Genomic DNA, 15,159 nt, shown 5'->3' on the forward strand with positions numbered 1-15,159 from the left:
ACTGTCCGCCGGGCGGCAATGCAGCGCCCGGCAAGGGCCCTTGCAGAGTTTAGGGGAGCGTCAGGAGGAGGCGATTTCCTGGGCGCGCTTGAGTGGGGCGGGCAGTTGCTGGTCGATATCGAGGGCGCCGGATTCGACTTGTTCGAGGAATGCCCGGCAAAAGCTGTTCTTGTCGCTCGCCTGATTGTAGGCGGTCATGATCTGCGAGCCGCCATAGGTTTCGGCCGCTTGCTGCTGGCCTTCGGCCGCGCCGCCGAGGCTGTTGATGACGCGGTCGGCGAGGTCGAGAAAGCCGATATTCCTGAGATACCAGTTACTTGCAGCACTCTTGTAGGCGCTGTCGAGGCCGGTGGTTTCGTAGCAATGGGTGGTCATGACATCGACGATGGCCTGCGAGCCGTGGAAGGCCATGAGCTCGCCGATGAGCTGGCTATTGTCGGTCGAAACGTCCTGGGCATGAGCGGGAATAACAAGGCTCGCGAGGGAAACGGCGAGGACCAGACAGGAACGCAAAACCACATCTCCGGTGGGTATGACAATGATACGACAACGCTACGTTTAGGGGGTGTATGCGCTAACAGACTGTTAACGTCGAGCACCGCCCCCAACACGGTTTGGTTAGCTCACGTAAAAAGGCCCGCCGAAGCGGGCCTTTTCATGAATTTCGTGAAGACGAACGTCCTAGAGGTCGAGAACCAGACGCTCGGGTGCCTCGAGGCTTTCCTTGACGCGGACAAGGAAGGTGACCGCTTCCTTGCCGTCGACGATGCGGTGATCGTAAGAGAGCGCGAGATACATCATCGGACGGATGACGATCTGGCCGCCGACGACAACCGGGCGCTCTTGGATCTTGTGCATGCCGAGGATACCCGACTGCGGCGCGTTGAGGATCGGGGTCGACATCAGCGAGCCATAGACACCACCATTGGAGATGGTGAAGGTGCCGCCCTGCATGTCGGCCATCGACAGCTGACCGTCGCGGGCCTTCTTGCCGAGGTTGCCGATTTCCTTTTCGATCTCGGCAATGCTCATCTGGTCGGCATTGCGCACGACCGGGACGACGAGGCCCTTGTCGGTGCCAACGGCGACGCCGAGATGAGCATACTGCTTGTAGACGAGGTCATCGCCATCGATCTCGGCGTTGACGGCCGGGATTTCCTTGAGGGCGTGAACCACGGCCTTGGCAAAGAAGCCCATGAAGCCGAGCTTGACGCCATGCTTCTTCTCGAACAGTTCCTTGTAGGAATTGCGCAGGTCCATGACCGGCTTCATGTCCACTTCGTTGAAAGTGGTGAGCATGGCCGCGGTATTCTGCGCGTCCTTGAGGCGACGGGCAATGGTCTGGCGGAGACGGGTCATCTTGACGCGTTCTTCGCGCTCGGCATCGCCTGCCGGGCTCGGGGCGCGCGGCGCAGCCGGGGCCTTGGCTTCGGCTGGCTTGGCCGCGGGCGCCGGAGCGGCGGGGCGGACGAGCGAAGCCAGCACGTCTTCCTTGAGCACCTGACCGGATTTGCCGGAACCGGCGATATTGCTCGCTTCAAGACCGTTTTCGGCAATGATCTTCTGGGCCGACGGCGCCGGAGCGCGGTCGGTTGCCTTGATCGGTTCTGGGCCGGCAGCATTGGCGGCGGGCACTTCGGCCTTGGCCGGAGCCGGGGCAGCGGCGGGAGCCGGAGCCGAAGCCGAAGCAGCGGCGCCAGCGCCGGCAGCCGCGATGACGCCAAGAAGGGCGTTCACATCGACGGTGTCGCCGGGATTGGCGGCAATGGCTTCGAGCACGCCCGAGGCCGGAGCCGGCACTTCGATGGTCACCTTGTCGGTTTCAAGCTCAACCAGGGGTTCGTCAGCGTTGACGGTGTCGCCAATCTTTTTGAACCACTGGCCGATGGTTGCTTCGGTAACGCTTTCGCCCAGCGTCGGCACACGGATTTCTGTCGACATTGTTTGATCCTTTTATCTTGTGCTTACTTGGCGAAGGCTTCGTCGAGGAATGCCTGGAGCTGGGCCAGATGCGTGCGCATCAGGCCAGTCGCCGGCGAGGCAGCGGCCGGACGGCCGACATAACGGACGCGCTGATATTCGCGGCCCATCTGGTCGAACACCCATTCAACATAGGGCTGGATAAAGGCCCATGCACCCATGTTCTTCGGCTCTTCCTGGCACCAGACCACTTCCGCATTCGGGAAGCGGCTGAGTTCGTCGAGAAGCGCCTTGGCCGGGAACGGATAGAGCTGTTCGACGCGCAGCAGATAGACGTCATCGACGCCCTTCTTTTCACGGTCTTCGAGCAGATCATAATAGACCTTGCCGGTGCACAGAACGACGCGACGGATCTTGTCGTCCGAAGCGAGCTTGATCGTGGTCTTGGGCAGGCCCGGAGCCTCGGCATCGTCCCAGAGGAGACGATGGAAGACGCTTTCGGGACCAAATTCCACCAGACCCGAGACGGCGCGCTTGTGGCGCAACAGGCTCTTGGGGGTCATCAGGATCAGCGGCTTGCGGAAGTCGCGCTTAAGCTGGCGGCGGAGAATATGGTAGTAGTTCGCCGGGGTCGTGCAGTTGGCGACCTGCATGTTGTCTTCGGCGCAAAGCTGCAGGAAGCGCTCGGGACGCGCGGAGGAGTGCTCCGGCCCCTGCCCTTCATAGCCGTGCGGCAGAAGCATCACGAGGCCCGACATGCGGAACCACTTGCGCTCGCCCGAGGAGATGAACTGGTCGATGACGACCTGCGCACCGTTGACGAAATCGCCGAACTGAGCTTCCCACAGCGTTAGAGCGCGCGGCTCGGACAACGAGTAGCCATATTCGAAACCGAGCACCGCTTCTTCGGAAAGCATCGAGTTGATGACTTCGTAGCGGGCCTGGTTTTCCGGATCGAGATTATTGAGCGGGGTATAGCTCTTGTTCTCGACCTGCTGGTCGTTGAGCACCGAGTGACGCTGGCTGAACGTGCCGCGTTCGCAGTCCTGGCCGGAAAGACGAACGGGGTGACCTTCGGTGACGAGCGTGCCGAAAGCGAGCGCTTCGGCGGTCGCCCAATCGATGCCTTCGCCCGACTCGATCGCGCCGAGGCGATTATCGAGGAAGCGCTTGACCGTGCGGTGCACGTTGAGATCGGCCGGAGTCTGGGTCAGCTTGGTGCCGATTTCGATCAGCTTGTCGAGGGCGACGCCGGTTTCACCGCGGCGCGCGCCATCGTCATGGGCGGGCTTGAAATTCTTCCAGGCGCCATCGAGCCAGTCGGCCTTGTTCGGTCGATAGTCCTGGCCGGCTTCGAATTCGGCTTCGAGCTTGGCGCGCCAATCGGCCTTGAGCTTGTCGATATCCTGGGCTGACAGCACACCTTCGGCAACGAGCTTTTCCGAATAAAGCTCCAGCGTCGTCTTGTGGCTCCGGATCTTGGAGTACATGAGCGGCTGGGTGAAGCTTGGTTCGTCGCCTTCGTTGTGGCCGAAGCGGCGATAGCAGAACATGTCGATGACGACAGGCTTGCCGAACTTCTGGCGATATTCGACGGCGACCTTGGCGGCGAAGACCACCGCTTCCGGATCGTCACCGTTGACGTGCAGAACCGGGGCTTCGATCATCTTGGCCACATCGGTCGGATAGGGCGAAGAGCGCGAATACATCGGCGAAGTGGTAAAGCCGATCTGGTTGTTGATGACCAGATGGATCGAGCCGCCGGTGCGATGGCCCTTGAGGCCCGACAGGCCCAAGCATTCGGCAATGACACCCTGGCCGGCAAAGGCCGCATCGCCATGGATCAACAGCGGCAGGACCATGGAGCGGTCCGGCTTGCCGTCGGTGGCGATATTGACGAGCTTGCCATCGGGCGAAATGTGCTGGTCCTGCTTGGCGCGCGACTTGCCGAGCACGACGGGATCGACGATCTCGAGATGGCTGGGGTTCGCGGTGAGCGACAGGTGGACCTTGTTGCCGTCGAATTCGCGGTCAGAGGAAGCACCGAGATGGTACTTCACGTCGCCCGAACCCTCGACATCGTCGGGGTAGAAGGCGCCGCCCTTGAATTCATGGAAGAGGGCGCGGTGCGGCTTTTGCAGCACCTGTGTCAGCACGTTGAGGCGGCCACGGTGGGCCATGCCGAGGACGATGTCCTTGATGCCGAGGGCGCCGCCGCGCTTGATGATCTGCTCGAGCGCCGGAATGGCAGCCTCGCTGCCATCAAGGCCGAAGCGCTTGGTGCCGGTATATTTGACGTCGATGAACTTCTCAAAACCTTCGGCTTCGATCAGCTTGGTCAGGATGGCCTTCTTGCCCTCTGGCGAGAAGGTGATTTCCTTGTCCGGACCTTCGATGCGCTCCTGAATCCACTGCTTGGCTTCAGGATCTGAGATGTGCATGAACTCGATGCCGACCGTACCGCAATAGGTGCGTTCGAGGATCGCCAGCATTTCCGGCAGCGTCGCGTATTCGAGCCCCAGATAGTTGTCGATGAAGATCTTGCGGGAGAAATCTGCGTCGGTGAAGCCGTAGCTGCGCGGATCGAGTTCCGGCGCCGGTTCATCGGCCTTGAGTTTTAGCGGATCAAGATCGGCATGAAGGTGGCCGCGCATGCGATAGGCGCGGATCATCATGATGGCCCGGATTGAGTCGCGCGTTGCCTGCAGCACGTCGCCCGAGGTCGGAGCGGGCTTGCCTTCGGCAGCGGCTTTCTTCGCCGTCGCCTTTTCGGCCTTTATCGCGACTTCACCCCAGTTGCCATCGAGCGCTGAGACCAGATCGCCGCTGGCCGCCTGCGGCCAGTCCTTGCGACCCCAGCTCGGACCCGCAGCATTTTTCTCGGCGACGCCATCGCTGTCATCAAGCCGGGAAAAGAAGCTGGACCATGTCGCATCGACACTGTTGGGGTCCGTCTTGTAGCGGGAGTAGAGTTGTTCGATGTAGTCGGCGTTCCCCCCATAGAGGAACGAGGTCAGTAAGAACGCGTCGTTCTTTTCCTGTCGTGTCATCGCTTTTTTGTGCAGGACCTTGCGTCCCGCCATCCTTCTCAACAAACCGGCGGAGAACCGGTTCTAACTGCGGTCACCCAAAGTAGGGGCATACTGACCGCTTTTCCTTTGTATCTTGTTAAGACTTACGGCGCCCGTGGTAGGCGCCGCAGTTATTACATATGTATCAAACCGTAGCGTCACCGGCTTAACACCAAACCGTGACCGAAGCGCGACCGACATTGGTCGCATAAAGCGTTTCCAGCCCCGCAATTGGCGCGAGAGGGGATATCCTAATACCCCCTTCCGAGCGACGCTAAGGTCCTTGCGGACCTAAGCTTTGCTTGCCCTCCCCACAAGGGGGGAGGGTGAACGCGGCGGGCGTGGCGAAATCTCACCACACACTCGATGTCACCCTCCCCCTTGTGGGGAGGGTAGCGCCGCTAGGCCGCAGGCCGTAGCAGAGCTAGGAAGGGGGTGGTCCACCCCCTACTCCAGCTTAGCCGCGGAGCACTTCTGCCAGCGTCTTGCCGATACGGGCCGGGGAGCTCGACACCTTGATGCCGGCAGCTTCCATGGCCGCGATCTTTTCTTCAGCGCCACCCTTACCGCCCGAAATTACGGCGCCAGCATGGCCCATGGTGCGGCCGGCGGGAGCCGTACGGCCGGCGATGAAACCAGCCATCGGCTTCTTGCGGCCGCGCTTGGCTTCGTCGATCAGGAACTGCGCTGCTTCTTCTTCAGCCGAACCGCCGATTTCGCCGATCATGATGATCGACTTGGTGGCTTCGTCGGCGAGGAACATTTCGAGCATGTCGATGAACTCGGTGCCCTTGACCGGATCGCCGCCGATGCCGACAGCCGTGGTCTGGCCGAGGCCTTCATTGGTGGTCTGGAACACCGCTTCATAGGTCAGCGTGCCCGAGCGCGAGACGATACCGACCGAACCCTTGGAGAAGATCGAGCCCGGCATGATGCCGATCTTGCATTCTTCCGGGGTCAGGACGCCGGGGCAGTTCGGCCCGATGAGGCGCGACTTGCTCTTTTCGAGCTTTGCCTTGACGCGGACCATGTCCATGACCGGCACGCCTTCGGTGATGCACACGATCAGCGGGATTTCCGCATCGATCGCTTCTTCGATGGCGGCAGCAGCGCCCGGAGGCGGTACATAGATGACCGAGGCATTGGCGCCGGTCTTTTCGCGGCCTTCGGCAACCGATGCGAACACCGGCAGCGAAGCCGAGCCATCAAGGCCCGAAGTCCAGATTTCGCCGGCCTTCTTGGGGTTCACGCCACCAACCATCTTGGTGCCGTAGTAATTCAGAGCCTGTTCGGTGTGGAAGGTACCGGTCTTGCCGGTAAGGCCCTGCACGAGAACCTTGGTGTCTCTGTTGACTAGAATGGACATGGGTTTTTCTCTTTATGCAGGGGGCTTAGGCGGCTTTGGCGACGGCAGCGACGATCTTCTGCGCAGCGTCGTCGAGGTCGTCAGCGGAAATCACGTCGAGGCCGGAATTGTCGAGGATGGCTTTGCCTTCCTTGACATTGGTGCCTTCGAGGCGAACCACCAGCGGCACCTTGAGGCCCACTTCCTTGACTGCAGCGATCACGCCTTCGGCGATCACGTCGCAGCGCATGATGCCGCCGAAAATGTTGACCAGAATGCCCTTCACGGCCGGATCGGCAGTGATGATCTTGAAGGCCGCGGTCACCTTTTCCTTGGAAGCGCCGCCACCAACGTCGAGGAAGTTCGCGGGTTCCGCGCCATAGAGCTTGATGATGTCCATGGTGGACATGGCAAGGCCCGCGCCGTTGACCATGCAGCCGATATTGCCGTCGAGGGCAACGTAGGCGAGGTCATACTTGGACGCTTCGATTTCCTTGGCGTCTTCTTCGGTCAGGTCGCGGAGCGGCTTCAGCTCTTCGTGACGGAAGGCGGCGTTGTTGTCGAACGACACCTTGGCATCGAGAACGCGCAGACGGCCATTGGTCATGACGATCAGCGGGTTCACTTCGAGAAGGCTCATGTCCTTCTCGGTGAAGGCCTTGTAGAGGATCGGGAACAGGTGTTCGCCATCCACGGCGGCCGTACCGTCCAACTTCAGCGCGCCGTTGATCGTGGCGATATCGGCGGCGGTGACGCCGGCGACTGGATCGATACCGACGGTGATGATCTTTTCAGGCGTGTGTTCGGCAACGGCTTCGATATCCATGCCGCCTTCGGTCGAAACGACGAAGGACACTTTCGAGGTCGCGCGATCGACCAGCAGCGAGCAATAGAGCTCGCGGGCGATGTCGGCGCCGTCTTCGATATAGAGGCGGTTGACCTGCTTGCCATTGTCGCCGGTCTGCTTGGTCACGAGCGTGTTGCCGAGCATTTCCTTGGAGAAGGCCACGACATCGTCGATGGTCTTGGCAAGGCGCACGCCGCCCTTGGCATCGGGACCGAGTTCCTTGAACTTGCCCTTGCCGCGGCCGCCGGCATGAATCTGGCTCTTGACCACATAGAGCGGGCCGGGCAGCGACTTGGCTGCAGCTTCAGCTTCGTCCGCCGAGAAAATGGCGACGCCAGCAGCAACGGGCGCGCCGTATTCCTTCAGCAGCGCCTTGGCCTGGTGTTCATGGATGTTCATTGAATTCCCCTTGGGTGGGCAGATGTAGACCGGACGATTCTAGAGACCGGAAAAGGGAGAAGCCGCTGGGGTTGCCAGCGGCTTTCTTGTTTACGCCAGCTTCGGCGCGATTTTCTTACACGCCGCGATCAGGCCCTCAACGGCCTCCACGGACTTGTCGAAGGCTTTTTGCTCGGCCGAGTTGAGCGCGATCTCGATGACCTTTTCAGCGCCACCGGCACCGATCACCACCGGCACGCCGACATAGGTGTCCTTGACGCCATATTGGCCGGAGAGGAACGCAGCGGAGGGAAGGATGCGCTTCTTGTCCTTGAGGTAGCTTTCGGCCATGGCAATGGCTGATGCTGCCGGAGCGTAGAAGGCAGAACCGGTCTTGAGGAGCGAGACGATCTCGGCGCCGCCATCACGGGTGCGCTGGATGATTTCGTCGAGGCGTTCCTTGGTGAGCCAGCCCATCTTGACGATATCGGTCAGCGGAATGCCTCCAACGGTCGAGTAGCGCGCGAGCGGCACCATGGTGTCGCCGTGGCCACCGAGAACGAAGGCGTTGACGTCTTCGACCGAGACTTTGAGTTCATCGGCGATGAAGTGAACGAAGCGCGAGCTATCGAGCACGCCAGCCATGCCGATAACCTTGTTGGTCGGCAGGCCCGAGAACTTCTGCAGGGCCCAGACCATCGCGTCGAGGGGGTTGGTGATGCAGATGACGAAGGCGTTCGGAGCGTATTTGGCAATGCCGGCGCCGACCTGTTCCATCACCTTGAGGTTGATTTCGAGGAGGTCGTCGCGGCTCATGCCGGGCTTGCGCGGCACGCCGGCGGTAACGATCACGACGTCGGCGCCTTCGATGTCCTTGTATTCGGACGTGCCCTTGACGACCGCGTCAAAGCTCTGGCTGGGAGCGGACTGGGCGATATCGAGGGCCTTGCCCTGCGGAACGCCGTCAACCACGTCGAACAAAACGACGTCGCCAAGCTCCTTCTGGGCTGCGAGAAGGGCGAGAGTACCGCCAATCTGACCCGAGCCAATGAGTGCGATCTTCTTACGCGCCATAAGTCTTCATCCCGGACTGCGTTGATTTGGCGCACGTCTTAACCCTACCGGGCAAGGGGGGCAAGTGAACCCTTCGTCGTAATGGCGCAAATCGCCTTGCCGATGGGCGATGGGGGTATGCCAAATGGGCAGCACTTCCCTTCTCCCCTTGAGGGAGAAGGTGCCCGAAGGGCGGATGAGGGGTATGCGATCTCACAATCAGCTCCTCTGCGGAGGAGAGATACCCCTCACCCTGATTTTCTGCTGAACGCAGAAAATCTGTCCCTCTCCCTCAAGGGGCGAGGGAAGGTTCGGGGCTTGCCGCGTCTCTTAGTCCCTTCGCCAGGTATTCTTCCGACTGCATCTCGTTGAGGCGCGAAATGGTGCGCTGGAACTCGAACGCGGTCTTGTCGTCGAGGCCGAGCTGTTCGAGCGGTACGGCAAAACTGGCGGCCAGCTTCACCCCGCGATCATAGAGGCTGTCGATGAGGAGGATGAAGCGCTTGGCCGCGTTGGACCTGGTGCGGTCCATCTGCGGGATGTCGTCGATGACCAGCGAATCGAACTGATGGGCGATGCGCACGAAATCGCGCGTGCCGAGCGGCTTTTCGCAGAGGTCGGCAAAGTTGAAGCGGGCTGCGCCCATGGATTGCAGCGGCACCGGAATCTGCCGGCCGATGCTTTCCACGACGCCCGGATGGCCGGGTTCGCCGCCGGTGATCCGGAGCCAGAGCCTGTCCATGATGGGGCGCGTGTCGTCGCCAAAGGCATAGACCTGCTGGCCCGCAAATTTCAGGCGCCGGTAGTCCTGGCTCGAAAGCAGCTCGACGACCTCGGTCTCTTCCTTGAGCCGCGCGATGAACGGCAAAAAGAGCTGTCGGTTGAGGCCATCCTTATAGAGCTGGTCGGGCACCACATTGGAGGTGGCGATCAGGGTGACGCCGCCGGCAAACAGCTTTTCGAACAGCCGGTCGAGCAGCATGGCATTGGTGATGTCATGGACATGAAATTCATCGAGACAGAGAACGCGCAGACCCGATTTGAGGATCGGCTTCGTCACTGCCTCGACCGGATCGGCATCTTCGTTCTTGCCACGCGCGACCTTGCGAAAGGCGGAAATGCCGGCATGCACTTCGTCCATGAACTCGTGAAAATGCACCCGCCGCTTTTGCTTGATCGGCAGCGCCGCGAAGAACAGGTCCATGAGCATGGTTTTGCCGCGCCCGACTTCGCCCACGAGATAAAGCCCACGGACTGACTTGGGCTTGGCGCTAAAACCCAGGAAACTCTTGGGCTTGGTGGCAGTGACCTCACCCAGAACCCGATCGAAATGCCCCGTCGCCTCCAACTGCGCCGGATCACTCGTCAGCGCCCCGCGCGCAACGAGATCGAGATAGGCTTGGTGGACGGTTTTTTTGGGTGGGATCATAACGAGGCAGGGGCCATTCAGCAGTGTTGCTCCTGCCAATATCCACTGCGTCATCCCCGCGAAAGCGGGGATCTCAAACGGACAAGAGAGATTCCCGCTTTCGCGGGAATAACGCGGAGGATGGGGAAATATAGAAAAGGCCGGTCGCGGAGGACCGGCCCAAAAGACTTAGCGCGACATCGAAATCGCCTGGCCACCGCTGACGGTGCCGATATAGCGGCCGCCCGAGGGAGCCAGGAACGCCGCGATATTGCCGTTATCATCATAGAGCTGGAGCTGGCTGCCAACCTGTTGCCAGCCGGTGACCGAAGCGATCTGCGGCACCGCGCAACCGGGCGACGAAGCACGATAATAGTTCGTGCCGGTCTTGGCGGTCATCGGCAGATTGAGCTGGCAGGTGCCGGTGCCGGCCGAAACCGTCCAGACGCCTTCCGGACCCGCCGAGAACCCGGTCGCCGGAGCGCCGACATTGACGATGGAACTATTGGCGCCAAGGCCCGGCGTCGCCGAAGCCGTGGTCACGGCCGGAGCGCCGCCGAGAACCGGCGTGCCCGACAGACCTGGGGCCGGCGTACCGGTTGCCCCGATTGCCGGCAGCGTACCCTGCTGCACCGAAGACGACTGCACCGGCTGCAACTGCTGCGGGGCGCTGACGACATTGAGACCGGCCGTGTTGGAACGGGCAGTCGAGGTACAACCGGCCAGCGCCAGCGCAACCAGACCCAATCCAATCACGGAGCCGGCTCCGCGCATCCAAACCTTCATTGGTCACTCCTGCCCGAAGGCTTAAAGGAAATTAACTCATTAGGCGGCTTATTAACCGAAGCTGCCCTTGGGTTCAACGCCCGACCCGCATAGAAAATGTCACTTGGCATTGTGGCAGTTCTAGGTGCCGGGGCTGGTCATGTCTTTCAACAACTCTTGGAACAAAAGCGTTGCATCGGCGGCTTCATCTTCCGGCACGTCAATACCCACGCCTTCGCGCCCGAAAAGGTTCGGCACGCCCGGCAGGCCGCCATCGCCCGGTTCGAGCGGATGGAAGCCATGGGCCCGCAACGCCACGAGAATGACCCGCGCCACGCCCGCGTCGCGCACCTGACCAATGGTAATAAAGTCCATATCGGCTCCTGTTCTCGCTCAATTGTGACCGCCCGGCCACCACGCGGCAATGCCAATCCACGCGCAAGCGACCGACTCACACGCATGTGACATTGCCAAAGCGGCGCGCAAATGATGCAGTGGCGCTAAAGCCCCGCAGGCGCAAGGTGATTTGCTGCCGCCAGAGAGGGCCGAACAGGGAACGCGATGGGCGCCTATATCATTCGCCGTCTGCTGCTGATGATTCCGACGATCTTCGGCATCATGGCCGTTTCCTTTCTGATCACCCAATTTGCCCCCGGCGGCCCTGTAGAGCAGGCACTGGCCAATATGTCGGGCCAGAATGTGGACCTGAGCGAACGCGTCACCGGCGGCGGCGAGGAAACGCTTTCCCAGCCTCCGGCCGGCAACCAGAAGGCCGGCCAATATCGCGGCCGTCAGGGCCTGCCGCCCGAACTGGTCGCGCGCATCGAAAAGCAGTTTGGCTTCGACAAACCGCCGCTCGAGCGCTTCGGCGCCATGCTCTGGAATTATCTGCGCTTCGATTTCGGCGAGAGCTACTATCGCGATATTTCGGTGATCGACCTGGTGAAAGAAAAAATGCCGGTGTCGATCTCGCTCGGCCTATGGATGACGCTGATCGCCTATGGGGTGTCGATTCCGCTCGGGATCGCCAAGGCGCGCCGGGACGGTTCGCGCTTCGATGTCTGGACATCCACGGTCGTCATTATCGGCTATGCCGTGCCGGGGTTTCTCGTCGCCATCGCGCTGGTGGTGCTTTTGGCAGGCGGCAGTTTCTGGTCGATCTTTCCGCTGCGTGGGCTCACCTCCCCCGGCTTTGCCAATTTCCCGCTCTGGAAACAGGTGCTGGATTATTTCTGGCATCTGGTCCTGCCCATCACCGCCATGGGGCTCGGCGCCTTCGCCACGGCGACGCTGCTGACCAAGAATTCCTTCCTCGACGAAATTTCCAAGCAATATGTGGTGACGGCGCGGGCCAAGGGGCTTAAGGAAAACCGCGTGCTCTATGGCCACGTTTTCCGCAACGCCATGATGCTGATCATTGCCAGCTTTCCCGGCGCCTTTATCGGCGCCTTTTTCGGCGGCTCGCTACTGATCGAAACCATCTTCTCGCTCGATGGGCTTGGCCTACTCGGCTTCGAAGCCATCGCCACGCGCGACTATCCGGTGGTTTTTGCGACGCTCTACATCTTCTCGCTGCTCGGCCTCGTCATCGGGCTGATTTCCGATCTCGCCTATATGTGGGTCGATCCGCGACTCGATTTCGAAAGCCGCGACACATGAGAATGTCGCCGCTCAACCAGCGCCGCTGGGCAAATTTCCGCGCCAATAAACGCGGCTGGTGGTCGCTTTGGCTTTTTCTCCTGCTCTTCGTGGTGACGCTCGGGGCCGAATTCGTCACCAATGACCGGCCGATCATCGTCTCCTACAAGGGCGAATTGCTGGCACCATCGGTCGTCACCTATCCCGAGGCCAAATTCGGCGGCTTCCTCGCCACCACCGACTATCGCCAGCCCTTCATTGCCGAGGAAATCGCGGCCAATGGCTGGGCTATCTGGCCACCGGTGCGCTTCAGCCACGACACGGTGGATGGTTACCTCCCCTCTTCCGGCACCAATCCGCCAAGCTGGATGCAGAGCTGGGACCAGTTCTGCTCGCGCTATCCCGGCGGAACTGCCGACCCCAATTGCAATTTCGGCAACTACCACTGGCTCGGCACCGACGATCGCGGCCGCGACGTCTTGGCGCGCCTCGTCTACGGCTTCCGCATTTCCATTCTGTTCGGGCTGATCCTGACGGTCTTCTCCTCAATCATCGGCGTTTTTGCCGGTGCCGTGCAGGGCTATTTTGGCGGCTGGCTCGATCTCGTCGCCCAGCGCCTGATCGAAATCTGGACCTCGGTGCCGGCCCTCTATCTGCTGTTGATCATTTCGAGCGTCATCGCCCCCAGTTTCTGGGTGCTGCTCGGCATCCTGCTGCTGTTCTCCTGGGTGTCACTCGTGGGCATCGTCCGCGCCGAATTCCTGCGCGCCCGCAATTTTGAGTATGTCAACGCAGCGCGGGCGCTGGGCGTCTCCAATGGCGTCATTATGTGGCGGCACCTGCTGCCCAATGCCATGGTGGCGACGCTGACATTCATGCCCTTCATTCTCTCCGGCTCGGTGACGACGCTGACCTCGCTCGACTTTTTGGGTTTTGGCCTGCCGCTCGGCTCGCCCTCTCTCGGTGAACTCCTGGCGCAGGGCAAGCGCAACTTGCAGGCCCCGTGGTTGGGCCTCACCGGCTTTTTCACCATCGCCATCATGATGACCCTCCTGGTCTTCATCGGCGAAGCCGTCCGCGACGCCTTCGATCCGCGGAAGACGTTTTCATGACCACCCCCCTCCTCTCCGTCCGCGACCTGACCATTCGCTTTGGCGCCTTCGAGGTGGCGAAGAAGGTCAGCTTTGATATCGCCCCGGGCGAGACGCTGGCGCTGGTGGGTGAGAGCGGGTCGGGCAAGTCGGTGACGGCGTTGTCGATGCTGAAACTGCTGCCCCCTTCGGCGACGCTTGAGGGCGCGGTGATGCTCGGCGCGCAGAACCTTGCGGCTGCCTCAACCAACGAATTGCACGCCGTGCGCGGCAATGATGTGGGCATGATCTTTCAGGAGCCGATGAGTTCGCTGAACCCGGTCCATACCGTCGGCAAACAGATCGGCGAAGTGCTGGCGACGCATCAGGGGCTGCGGCAGACGGCGGCGCGCAAGCGTACGCTTGAGCTTCTGGCCGAGGTCGGCATTCCTGATCCTGAAAGCCGCATCGACGATTATCCGCACCAGCTTTCGGGCGGGCAGCGGCAGCGCGTCATGATCGCCATGGCACTGGCGAACAATCCGAAACTTCTTATAGCCGACGAGCCGACCACGGCGCTCGATGTGACCGTGCAGGCACAAATCCTGGCGCTGCTGAAAAAGCTGCAGGCACAGCACGGCATGGCCATGCTGTTCATCACCCATGATTTGACCATCGTCCGCAAAATTGCCGACCGGGTCTGCGTGATGACCCAAGGCGAAATCGTCGAGAGCGGGGCGACCGCCGAAATCTTTGCCAAGCCGCAGCACGCCTATACGCAAAAGCTGCTGGCCGCAGCGCCAAGGGGCGCACCCGTACTGCCGAAATCCGCGTCCCCCGTTCTGGTCGAGACCAAGGACCTAAAAGTCTGGTTTCCAATCAAGCGCGGCCTTTTGCGCCGCACGGTCGGACACATCAGGGCGGTGGATGGCGTCGATATCGCCATCCATAAGGGCGAGACGCTGGGCGTTGTCGGCGAGAGTGGCTCGGGGAAATCGTCTCTGGGCTATGCGCTGCTGCGGCTCATTCCATCGGATGGCAAAATCGTCGTTATGGGCGAGGATATCGCCGGGCGCTCCGGCCGGGCGCTGCGGCCGATGCGCAAGCATATGCAGATCGTCTTTCAGGACCCGTTCGGCTCCCTGAGCCCGCGCATGTCGGTGGGCGAAATCGTCGAAGAAGGCCTAAAAGTCCACATGCCGCGCCTGACCACTGCCGAACGCGAGGCCAAGGTCGTCGCCGTTCTCAACGAAGTGGGGCTCGATCCCAAGGCGGCCAATCGCTATCCGCACGAGTTTTCGGGCGGCCAGCGCCAGCGTATCGCCATCGCCCGCGCGCTCGTGCTGGAGCCCGATTTCCTCGTGCTCGACGAGCCGACATCAGCGCTCGATATTTCCATTCAGGCGCAGGTCATCGATCTCCTCCGCGATGTGCAGCGCCGCCGCGACCTGACCTACCTCTTCATCAGCCACGATCTCCGCGTCGTGAAGGCGCTTGCCCATTCGGTTGTCGTGATGCGCAATGGCAGGATCGTGGAAGCCGGTCCGGCCGCCGGCATTTTCGCCCGGCCGCGCGATCCCTATACGCGCCAATTGATGGCCGCCGCCTTCGACATCGAAACCACCACCGACGGCTTGTTCCCGGCGGAACAAACCGACTAACTT

12 protein-coding genes are annotated in these 15,159 nt (G+C 61.2%); 3 read left to right on the forward strand and 9 right to left on the reverse strand.

Going from position 1 to position 15,159, the window contains the following annotated elements; translation table 11 throughout:
• Positions 1 to 60 precede the first annotated feature (60 nt).
• From ASD83_RS09700 to ASD83_RS09740, 9 genes are all read right to left on the reverse strand, one after another.
• Complete coding sequence (locus tag ASD83_RS09700; RefSeq protein ID WP_156385907.1) at positions 61 to 513, reverse strand: hypothetical protein; 453 nt, start codon at positions 511 to 513, stop codon at positions 61 to 63.
• Between the two features lie 168 nt (positions 514 to 681).
• Positions 682 to 1,941 carry a 2-oxoglutarate dehydrogenase complex dihydrolipoyllysine-residue succinyltransferase gene (gene odhB, locus ASD83_RS09705; protein WP_056310361.1) on the reverse strand — a complete coding sequence of 420 codons (1,260 nt, stop codon included), beginning with the start codon at positions 1,939 to 1,941 and terminating at the stop codon, positions 682 to 684.
• A 23-nt stretch (positions 1,942 to 1,964) separates the two neighbouring features.
• Positions 1,965 to 4,970: a 2-oxoglutarate dehydrogenase E1 component gene (locus tag ASD83_RS09710; RefSeq protein WP_056312268.1), complete on the reverse strand. Its 3,006-nt coding sequence runs from the start codon at positions 4,968 to 4,970 to the stop codon at positions 1,965 to 1,967.
• Positions 4,971 to 5,448: 478 nt separating this feature from the next.
• Entirely contained in the window at positions 5,449 to 6,357 is a 909-nt protein-coding gene (gene sucD / locus ASD83_RS09715; protein ID WP_056310363.1) for a succinate--CoA ligase subunit alpha, read from the reverse strand.
• 25 nt (positions 6,358 to 6,382) lie between these two features.
• Positions 6,383 to 7,582 carry an ADP-forming succinate--CoA ligase subunit beta gene (gene sucC, locus ASD83_RS09720; protein ID WP_056310365.1) on the reverse strand — a complete coding sequence of 400 codons (1,200 nt, stop codon included), beginning with the start codon at positions 7,580 to 7,582 and terminating at the stop codon, positions 6,383 to 6,385.
• Between the two features lie 90 nt (positions 7,583 to 7,672).
• On the reverse strand, positions 7,673 to 8,635 hold the full coding sequence (gene mdh, locus ASD83_RS09725; RefSeq protein ID WP_056310367.1) for a malate dehydrogenase: 963 nt from the start codon (positions 8,633 to 8,635) through the stop codon (positions 7,673 to 7,675).
• A gap of 271 nt (positions 8,636 to 8,906) precedes the next feature.
• A complete protein-coding gene (gene zapE, locus ASD83_RS09730; protein ID WP_056310369.1) occupies positions 8,907 to 10,043 on the reverse strand; it encodes a cell division protein ZapE in 1,137 nt (378 codons plus the stop codon).
• Positions 10,044 to 10,211: 168 nt separating this feature from the next.
• Positions 10,212 to 10,808: an AprI/Inh family metalloprotease inhibitor gene (locus ASD83_RS09735; protein WP_056310371.1), complete on the reverse strand. Its 597-nt coding sequence runs from the start codon at positions 10,806 to 10,808 to the stop codon at positions 10,212 to 10,214.
• A gap of 120 nt (positions 10,809 to 10,928) precedes the next feature.
• Positions 10,929 to 11,162, reverse strand: a complete 234-nt coding sequence (locus ASD83_RS09740) for a hypothetical protein (protein WP_056310373.1) — start codon at positions 11,160 to 11,162, stop codon at positions 10,929 to 10,931.
• Between the two features lie 186 nt (positions 11,163 to 11,348).
• Between ASD83_RS09740 and ASD83_RS09745 the strand changes: the two genes are divergently transcribed.
• From ASD83_RS09745 to ASD83_RS09755, 3 genes are read left to right on the forward strand one after another with little or no spacing between them, the layout of a single operon-like run.
• Positions 11,349 to 12,446 carry a microcin C ABC transporter permease YejB gene (locus tag ASD83_RS09745; protein WP_056310375.1) on the forward strand — a complete coding sequence of 366 codons (1,098 nt, stop codon included), beginning with the start codon at positions 11,349 to 11,351 and terminating at the stop codon, positions 12,444 to 12,446.
• A gap of 2 nt (positions 12,447 to 12,448) precedes the next feature.
• A complete protein-coding gene (locus tag ASD83_RS09750) occupies positions 12,449 to 13,537 on the forward strand; it encodes an ABC transporter permease (protein ID WP_413813493.1) in 1,089 nt (362 codons plus the stop codon).
• A complete protein-coding gene (locus ASD83_RS09755; protein WP_056310379.1) occupies positions 13,534 to 15,156 on the forward strand; it encodes an ABC transporter ATP-binding protein in 1,623 nt (540 codons plus the stop codon). The genes ASD83_RS09750 and ASD83_RS09755 overlap by 4 nt, the downstream gene beginning before the upstream one ends.
• Positions 15,157 to 15,159: the final 3 nt, after the last annotated feature.

Origin of the sequence: Devosia sp. Root685, from assembly GCF_001427875.1 — a bacterium.
In the GTDB taxonomy this organism is placed as follows: Bacteria; Pseudomonadota; Alphaproteobacteria; order Rhizobiales; family Devosiaceae; genus Devosia.

What these genes read in the sequence shown, in the direction of transcription:
- odhB (WP_056310361.1), bottom strand. Translation starts at nt 1,941, where the DNA reads ATGTCGACAGAAATCCGTGTGCCGACGCTGGGCGAAAGCGTTACCGAA.
- ASD83_RS09710 (WP_056312268.1), bottom strand. Translation starts at nt 4,970, where the DNA reads ATGACACGACAGGAAAAGAACGACGCGTTCTTACTGACCTCGTTCCTC.
- sucD (WP_056310363.1), bottom strand. Translation starts at nt 6,357, where the DNA reads ATGTCCATTCTAGTCAACAGAGACACCAAGGTTCTCGTGCAGGGCCTT.
- sucC (WP_056310365.1), bottom strand. Translation starts at nt 7,582, where the DNA reads ATGAACATCCATGAACACCAGGCCAAGGCGCTGCTGAAGGAATACGGC.
- mdh (WP_056310367.1), bottom strand. Translation starts at nt 8,635, where the DNA reads ATGGCGCGTAAGAAGATCGCACTCATTGGCTCGGGTCAGATTGGCGGT.
- zapE (WP_056310369.1), bottom strand. Translation starts at nt 10,043, where the DNA reads ATGATCCCACCCAAAAAAACCGTCCACCAAGCCTATCTCGATCTCGTT.
- ASD83_RS09735 (WP_056310371.1), bottom strand. Translation starts at nt 10,808, where the DNA reads ATGAAGGTTTGGATGCGCGGAGCCGGCTCCGTGATTGGATTGGGTCTG.
- ASD83_RS09740 (WP_056310373.1), bottom strand. Translation starts at nt 11,162, where the DNA reads ATGGACTTTATTACCATTGGTCAGGTGCGCGACGCGGGCGTGGCGCGG.
- ASD83_RS09745 (WP_056310375.1), top strand. Translation starts at nt 11,349, where the DNA reads ATGGGCGCCTATATCATTCGCCGTCTGCTGCTGATGATTCCGACGATC.
- ASD83_RS09750 (WP_413813493.1), top strand. Translation starts at nt 12,449, where the DNA reads ATGTCGCCGCTCAACCAGCGCCGCTGGGCAAATTTCCGCGCCAATAAA.
- ASD83_RS09755 (WP_056310379.1), top strand. Translation starts at nt 13,534, where the DNA reads ATGACCACCCCCCTCCTCTCCGTCCGCGACCTGACCATTCGCTTTGGC.